Consider the following 237-nt stretch of genomic DNA (forward strand, 5'->3'; position numbering starts at 1 on the left):
GCGATCTATTGCGCGGGCAGCCGTGGTCCGAATATATCCGCACCGACAAACGAGTCCAGGCGATCGTCCGTCACTTTCACGAGACGAAAAGCCCATTTTTACAATCTGCCGGGACGAAGAGCTCAAGATGGACTCGGCGGAACACCGGGGCATCATCAGCAGTGGTGTCACGGCGGCCGTGAAGGAGTTCTGTGATACTCGATGGGCATGCTTGGTCCGATCTGAAAGCGTCGGTTC

The 237-nt window shown here is 57.0% G+C and carries 1 pseudogene; it reads left to right on the forward strand.

The window, feature by feature from the left end:
- Nucleotides 1–124 (forward strand): annotated as a pseudogene (locus KJQ96_RS41285) (protease); the annotation flags it as partial.
- Between the last annotated feature and the right edge of the window lie 113 nt (nucleotides 125–237).

The organism is Bradyrhizobium sp. sGM-13 (assembly GCF_018398875.1).
In the GTDB taxonomy this organism is placed as follows: Bacteria; Pseudomonadota; Alphaproteobacteria; order Rhizobiales; family Xanthobacteraceae; genus Bradyrhizobium.